Below are 7230 nucleotides of genomic sequence, written 5' to 3'. Positions count from 1 at the left end.
AGCACCGCCATCTTTATCCCCTTTACCACCCAGGAGCTTTTCCAGAACGGGAAAGAGGCGCTGTACTACGGCATCAACGCCCTGTCCAACAACCTTATCATGGTGGACCGCAAGAAGCTGAAAAACCCCAACGGCCTGATTTTAGGCACTCCCGGCTCCGGCAAGTCCTTTTCCGCCAAGCGGGAAATCGCCAACTGTTTTCTGCTCACCACCGATGACATCATCGTGTGCGACCCGGAAGCGGAGTACGCGCCCCTTGTGGAGCGGCTGCATGGGCAGGTTATCAAGATTTCGCCCACCTCCGGGGACTACATTAACCCGATGGACCTAAACCTGGACTACTCGGACGATGAAAGCCCGCTGTCTTTGAAATCCGATTTCATTCTGTCGCTGTGCGAGCTGATCGTGGGCGGCAAGGAGGGCTTGCAGCCGGTCCAGAAAACCATCATCGACCGCTGTGTGCGGCTGGTCTACCATGATTACCTGAACGACCCCAGGCCGGAGAATATGCCGGTATTGGAGGATTTATACAACCTTCTGCTGACCCAGGAGGAAAAAGAAGCGCAGTACATCGCTACGGCGCTGGAAATCTATGTTTCCGGCTCCCTGAATGTGTTCAACCACCGGACCAATGTAAACATCGACAACCGCATTGTCTGCTATGACATCAAGGAGTTAGGCAAGCAGCTGAAAAAAATCGGTATGCTGGTGGTGCAGGACCAGGTGTGGAACCGCGTCACCATCAACCGCGCCGCCCACAAGTCCACCCGTTACTACATTGACGAGATGCACCTGCTGCTCAAAGAGGACCAGACCGCCGCCTATACCATTGAAATCTGGAAACGCTTTCGGAAATGGGGCGGGATTCCCACCGGCATCACCCAGAACATCAAGGACCTGCTTGCCAGCCGGGAGATCGAGAACATCTTTGAGAACTCGGACTTTGTATATATGCTCAACCAGGCAAGCGGCGACCGGCAGATTCTGGCAAGGCAGCTGGGCATCTCCCCGCACCAGCTGTCCTATGTGACCCACTCCGGCGAGGGCGAAGGGCTGCTGTTCTACGGCAACATCATCCTGCCCTTTATCGACCGGTTCCCCAAGGACACCGAGCTGTACCGCATCATGACCACAAAATTACAGGAATTAAAGGAGGGAAAGCAATCATGACTGCACAGAAAATCAAATACAATCCCCGGCTGTTTTTGAAGCGGGCGATGGACATTCAGCGCCGCCAGCTGCTTCTGGCGATGGCGGACGCGGTAAGCGAGTGCCGTACTGCGGAGAGCATGGCGGCAGAACTGAACGGGGACGGGGAAACCGGCCTGCTCCGCCTTGCGGAAATCTGGTGCTGCCTCTCCCCCGGCACCGGCGGCAGGATTATGGAGGGCCGGGGCGCGGAGCTTCTGGCCGATGTGCTGGCACAGGTCTATGCCTGCCTGATCCTCCGTCCTTTACACACCCCGGCTGGCATGGGCCTCTATGTGGAACTGCTCTATATGATGGAGGCGCTGATGCTGGGGGAATGGTTTGATTAAGGAGCCGCGCCTGCGCTTTACGAGGGAGGAACAGACCGACCCGGCGCTGGAAAAGCCGATCCGCCGCGCACAGAAAGCAGCTGTCCGGGCAGACAAGGCGCAGGCCAGGATACCCAAAAAGAAGGTCCGGCAGACCGTTATTGACCCCGATACCGGAAAGAAAACAACGAAACTGACCTTTGAGGAACAGGCAAAGCCGCCCTCCAAGCTGTCCCATGCGGTACGGGGCGCTCCGGCCAACGCGCTGCTTGCCGGGGCGCATAAGGAAATCCGCAAGTCCGAACAGGACAATGTGGGCGTGGAAGGGGCGCACAAGACCGAGCAGGCTGTTGAAGTCAGCGCGCGGCTGGTGCGGGAGGGATACCGCAGCCATAAGCTGAAACCCTACCGCGAAGCGGCAAGGGCGGAGCAAAAGCTGGAAAAAGCAAACATCAACGCCCTGTACCAAAAGTCCCTGGCGGAGAACCCCCAGCTTGCCAGCAACCCCCTTTCCCGCTGGCAGCAAAAGCAGGCCATCAAAAAGGAATATGCCGCCGCCAAACGCGCCGGTCAAACGGCTGGGCATACGGCACAGGCCGCAGGCCATACTGCCAAGACCGCGCACAAGACCGGCAAGGCGGCAAAGTCTGTCAAAGAAAAAGCGGAACAGGCGGGCCGCTTTGTCATGCGGCACAAGAAGGGATTCCTGATTGCGCTGGCGCTGTTTCTGCTGGTCTGCCTGCTGATGAATACCCTGTCCTCCTGCTCCATGCTGGCCCAGAGCATCGGCTCGGCGGTGTCCGGCTCCACCTATCCCTCCAAAGACGAGGATATGCTGGGGACGGAAGCGGACTATGCCGCAAAGGAGGCGGAACTGCAAGCCGAACTGGACAACATGGAGAGCCTGCACCCAGGCTATGACGAGTACCGGTACAATCTGGACCCTATCGGCCACAATCCCCATGAGCTGGCGGCTTATTTAAGCGCCCTGCTCCATGAGTACACGCCCCAGAGCGCGGCGGCACAGTTACAGCGGGTCTTTGACCTCCAATATGTCCTGACGCTGACCGAGGAGGTGGAAATCCGCTACCGCACCGAAACCAGCACCGACCCGGAAACCGGGGAAACGACCAGCGAGGAAGTCCCCTATGAATACTACATCCTCCATGTGGAGCTTGTGAACACCCAGATTGCCGCCCTTGCGCCGGAGCTTCTCACCCCGGATGAATATGAGATGTACCAGGTCTATATCGCCACCAGGGGCAACAAGCCGCTGCTGTTTGGCGGCGGTTCCCCGGATATGGGAAATTCCGAGGATTTGAGCGGCGTGGAGTTTATAAACGGGACCCGCCCCGGCAATCCGGGACTGGTGGATCTGGCAAAGCGTCAGGTGGGAAACGTGGGCGGCTATCCGTATTGGAGCTGGTACGGCTTTAACAGCCGGGTGGAATGGTGCGCCTGCTTCGTGAGCTGGTGCTATAACCAGGCCGGGAAAAGCGAACCGCGCTTTGCTGGCTGTCAGTCCCAGGGCGTACCCTGGTTCCAGTCGCATGGGCAATGGGGCGGGCGCGGATATGCCAACATCGCCCCCGGCGACGCCATTTTCTTTGACTGGGATTTGGACGGTTCCGCCGACCATGTCGGCATTGTGATCGGCACAGACGGGAGCCGGGTCTATACGGTGGAGGGCAATTCCGGCGACGCCTGCAAAATCAAAAGCTATGACCTGAATTACCAGTGTATCAAGGGCTACGGCCTGATGAACTGGAACTAAACCATGTGGGAAGGAGTGTTACAGATGGCAACGAACAAAATCGACCGGATTGACCGGGAGATCGCAAAGACCCGCGAAAAGCTGGCGGAATACCAGAACCGGCTGCGGGAATTGGAGGCGCAGAAAACCGAGGCGGAGAACCTGCAAATCGTCCAGCTGGTGCGGGCGGTCCGCATGACCCCGCAGGAGCTGAACGCGCTGCTGTCCGGCGGCGGGATTCCCGGCGTGGGAACGCCTGCGCCAGACGCCCAGGAAAAGGAGGAAAATCACGATGAAATCTAAAAAACTATTGCGGACACTGGCCGCGCTTTGCACCGCCCTGGTTCTTATGGGCGGTTTTTCTGTCCCCGCCTACGCGGGCGGCGGCGGGGAACCGGCTGATGAAACCAACGATTCCAACGTACAGGTGGAGCAGCCGGAGGAAACGCCGCCCCTCACCCCGGATGGCAATGCCACCCTGGTGGACGATTACGGCGGGAACAAGCAGCTGATTACCGTTACCACCAAAAACGGCAACTACTTCTATATCCTGGTGGACCGGGATGACGAGGGGGAAAACACCGTCCATTTTCTCAACCAGGTAGACGAAGCCGACCTGATGGCGCTGATGGAGGACGGGGACAGCGAGGAACCCCCCGCTGTTTGCAGCTGCACCGAGAAATGTCAGGCAGGCGCAATCAACCGGAACTGCCCGGTCTGCGCCTTTACCATGACAAGCTGCACCGGCAAGGCGGCGGAACCGGAGGAGCCGCCTGCAGCGGAGCCGGAACCGGAGAAAAAGTCCGGCATGAATCCGGCTGTCCTGCTTTTGGTTGTGGCCCTGTTAGGCGGCGGGGGCGCGCTCTACTACTTCAAGTTTATGAAGAACAAGCCGAAAACCAAAGGCCCGGACAATCTGGACGATTACGACTACGGCGATGAGGAAGATGAGCTGTGGGAATCCGAGGAGGGCGCGGAGGAGGAACCGGAGGAAAGTGAGGAAGAACCGGAATGACCCGCTTCACCGACAGCCCCTTTGAGCGCATGATGACACAGAAACCGGAGGGCAGGAAGAAAACTTCCCGCCCTCCTTCTTTACCCAAAAGCCACCCCTGCTATGGCTGCGGCAACTACGGGAGGCCCTGTGTGGGATTCTGCCACCGGGAACTGGAAAAGCAGCTGAAAGAAAGGAGAGATCGGAAATGAAGTATCTTATTTTATTTATCAAAATCGTTGCTGTTTTTGACCTGTGCTGTCTGGCGGTGTATCTGGGCGGCGATATTCTGACTGCCCTGATACGCAAACTTCGGAAAAAGCCTGCACAGAGCGACGACCTTTATGACTTTTCTATGGATGGCGACACAGCCGCCCCGCTGTCCATAGATTCCATCCGCCAGCTGTACTCCGGCGATGTGGAAACTTTTGTAGAGGAAAGGCTTCTGCCGGACGCCGCAAAGACGATGGAGGCTTTAACGGAACGGGAACAGACAGCGGCCCGCCTGCTTTTATGCGCCCTGATCGGCTATCTGAAAGAAGAAGCCCGCATGGACGAGCAGAGTTTTCCGATGGTGATGGAACTGCTGAAATATATGGAGGGGGAAAAAGAGGAAGGCTGCCAGGACCCGGTAGACTGGTTACTGGAGGACGCCAACAGCCGCGCACACCGGCATGAGTCCTATTACAACGATTATCAACGCTACCAGCTGATGCAGGTGGATAAAAAACGTGTCATTCTGGCCTGCCGTATCCTCATCAATGATCTGGTAGGAAAACTGTACCGATATGATTACCGGTTCGGCTATGACCTGATGCTGACAGAGGACAACAGCATTGAGGAAAAGCTGCGTACATCTATGCGGGAAGAATGGGAGGATGAAGATTATGCGCCTTGTGATTGCTGAAAAACCGTCGGTGGCCCAAAGCCTGTCCGCTGTAATCGGGGCCAATGCCCGCAAGGACGGGTATCTGGAAGGGAACGGCTGGCGGGTCAGCTGGTGCGTGGGGCATCTGGCCGGGCTTGCCGATGCGGACAGCTATGACCCTAAATACGCCAAGTGGCGCTATGACGATCTGCCGATCCTGCCCTCGGACTGGAAAATGAGCGTGGGGCGGGACAAGAAGAAACAGTTTGATATTCTCAAAAAGCTGCTGTGCGCCCCGGATGTGACCGAGGTGGTAAACGCCTGTGACGCGGGACGGGAGGGCGAACTGATTTTCCGCAACGTCTATGAGCTGGCGGGCTGCAAAAAGCCCATGAAGCGGCTCTGGATTTCCAGCATGGAGGATTCGGCAATCCGGGAGGGCTTTGAAAACCTCCGCCCCGGCGCGGACTATGACGGTCTGCATCAGGCGGCGCTCTGCCGCGCCAAGGCTGACTGGCTGGTGGGCATCAACGCCACCCGGCTGTTTTCAGTGCTGTACCGCCGGACCCTCAACATCGGTCGGGTTATGTCCCCGACACTGGCCCTTATCGTCCAGCGGGAAGCAGAGATTGAAGCCTTCCAGCCGGAGCCGTTCTATACGGTGGCGCTGGAACTGCCCGGATTTACCGCTGTGGGGGCGCGGATGAAAGACAAAACCGCCGCGAAAGAGCTGCAAACCGCCTGCCGGGGCGGTTCTGCGGTGGTGAAACAGGCGCAGCGGAAAGAGAAGTCCGAAAAGCCGCCCGCCCTTTATGACCTGACCACCTTACAGCGGGACGCCAACCGCCTGCTGGGGTTTACCGCCCAGCAAACGCTGGACTATCTGCAAAACCTCTATGAGAAAAAGCTGTGTACTTATCCCCGGACGGACAGCCGGTATCTGACCTCGGATATGGCGGAGGGCCTGCCGGTGCTGGTCAACCTCACCGCCAACGCCATGCCGTTCCGAAAGGGGATCGGCATTACCTGCAACCCGGAGGCGGTCATCAACGATAAGAAAGTGACCGACCACCATGCGGTGATCCCCACCCGCAATCTTCGGGATGCGGATTTGTCCGCCCTCCCTGTGGGGGAAAAAGCGGTGTTGGAGCTGGTGGCCGCAAGGCTGCTGTGCGCGGTGGCGGAACCCCATCTCTACGAGGAAACCGCCGCCACGCTGGTCTGCGCCGGTCAGGAGTTTGCCGCAAAAGGGAAAACCATTCAGCGCCCCGGCTGGCGCAGGCTGGATGCCGCTTATCACGCCGGTCTGAAAAATGCCCCGGAGCCGGAGGAAAGACCAGAGGAAAAGACGCTGCCGGAACTCTCCGAGGGACAATCTTTGTCCGTTTCCAATGCCTCCGTCAAGGAGGGGAAAACCAGCCCGCCAAAACATTTCACCGAAGATACCCTGCTGTCGGCTATGGAGAACGCCGGTAAAGAAGATATGCCGGATACTGCCGAGCGCAAGGGATTGGGTACGCCTGCCACCCGCGCCGGGATTCTGGAAAAGCTGGCCTCCACCGGTTTTCTGGAACGGAAAAAGAGCAAAAAGACGGTCCAGCTGATGCCCTCCCGCGATGCGCGTTCCCTCATTACGGTTCTGCCGGAGCAGCTGCAATCCCCGCTGCTCACCGCCGAGTGGGAGTACCGGCTGGGCGAGATTGAGCGCGGCGAGCTTTCCCCGGAGGAGTTTCTGTCCGGGATTTACGCCATGCTGCGGGAGCTGGCGGCAACCTATCAGGTGGTTAAGGGGACCGAGTACCTGTTCTCCCCGCCCCGCGAAGCAGTAGGCAGATGCCCCCGGTGCGGCGGTGAGGTTACAGAATCGCAAAAGGGATTTTTCTGCCAAAGTGAAACTTGCAGATTTGCCATCTGGAAAGACAGCAAGTGGTGGAGCGCCAAGAAGAAACAGCCCACCAAGGCCATTGTCGCGGCCCTCTTAAAAGACGGGCGGGCAAGGCTCACCGGCTGCTACTCGGAAAAAACCGGAAAAACCTATGACGCGGATGTGCTTTTGGAGGATACCGGCGAGTATGTGAACTTCAAGCTGGACTTTGGC

General features: G+C 58.1%; 8 protein-coding genes. All 8 read left to right on the top strand.

The annotated features are described in order from the left end of the window. The coding region (locus QZ305_RS11385) for a VirB4-like conjugal transfer ATPase, CD1110 family (protein WP_294732089.1) at nt 1-1170 on the top strand (1170 nt) is incomplete at its 5' end. After that, nucleotides 1167-1538, top strand: a complete 372-nt coding sequence (locus QZ305_RS11380; RefSeq protein ID WP_294732088.1) for a DUF3851 family protein — start codon at nt 1167-1169, stop codon at nt 1536-1538. The genes QZ305_RS11385 and QZ305_RS11380, both read left to right, overlap by 4 nt. Continuing rightward, entirely contained in the window at nt 1531-3291 is a 1761-nt protein-coding gene (locus QZ305_RS11375; RefSeq protein WP_294732087.1) for a CHAP domain-containing protein, read from the top strand. Before QZ305_RS11380 ends, QZ305_RS11375 begins: the two co-directional genes overlap by 8 nt. Before the next feature lie 24 nt (nt 3292-3315). After that, a complete protein-coding gene (locus tag QZ305_RS11370; RefSeq protein ID WP_004070726.1) occupies nt 3316-3573 on the top strand; it encodes a DUF4315 family protein in 258 nt (85 codons plus the stop codon). Continuing rightward, the gene (locus QZ305_RS11365; protein ID WP_294732082.1) at nt 3563-4285 is read left to right on the top strand and encodes a DUF4366 domain-containing protein; all 723 of its coding nucleotides are present in this window, start codon (nt 3563-3565) and stop codon (nt 4283-4285) included. Before QZ305_RS11370 ends, QZ305_RS11365 begins: the two co-directional genes overlap by 11 nt. Next, the gene (locus QZ305_RS11360; protein WP_004054605.1) at nt 4282-4476 is read left to right on the top strand and encodes a hypothetical protein; all 195 of its coding nucleotides are present in this window, start codon (nt 4282-4284) and stop codon (nt 4474-4476) included. The genes QZ305_RS11365 and QZ305_RS11360 overlap by 4 nt, the downstream gene beginning before the upstream one ends. Next, nucleotides 4473-5171: a conjugal transfer protein TraG gene (locus tag QZ305_RS11355; protein WP_294732075.1), complete on the top strand. Its 699-nt coding sequence runs from the start codon at nt 4473-4475 to the stop codon at nt 5169-5171. The genes QZ305_RS11360 and QZ305_RS11355 overlap by 4 nt, the downstream gene beginning before the upstream one ends. After that, a partial coding sequence (locus QZ305_RS11350; RefSeq protein WP_294732074.1) for a DNA topoisomerase 3 occupies nt 5143-7230 on the top strand: 2088 nt, incomplete at its 3' end. The genes QZ305_RS11355 and QZ305_RS11350, both read left to right, overlap by 29 nt.

It is taken from the genome of uncultured Faecalibaculum sp. (assembly GCF_910588395.1).
In the GTDB taxonomy this organism is placed as follows: Bacteria; Bacillota_I; Bacilli_A; order Erysipelotrichales; family Erysipelotrichaceae; genus Faecalibaculum.
The sequence above is the reverse complement of the archived record's forward strand: the minus strand, read 5'-3'. Positions and strand labels throughout refer to the sequence as shown.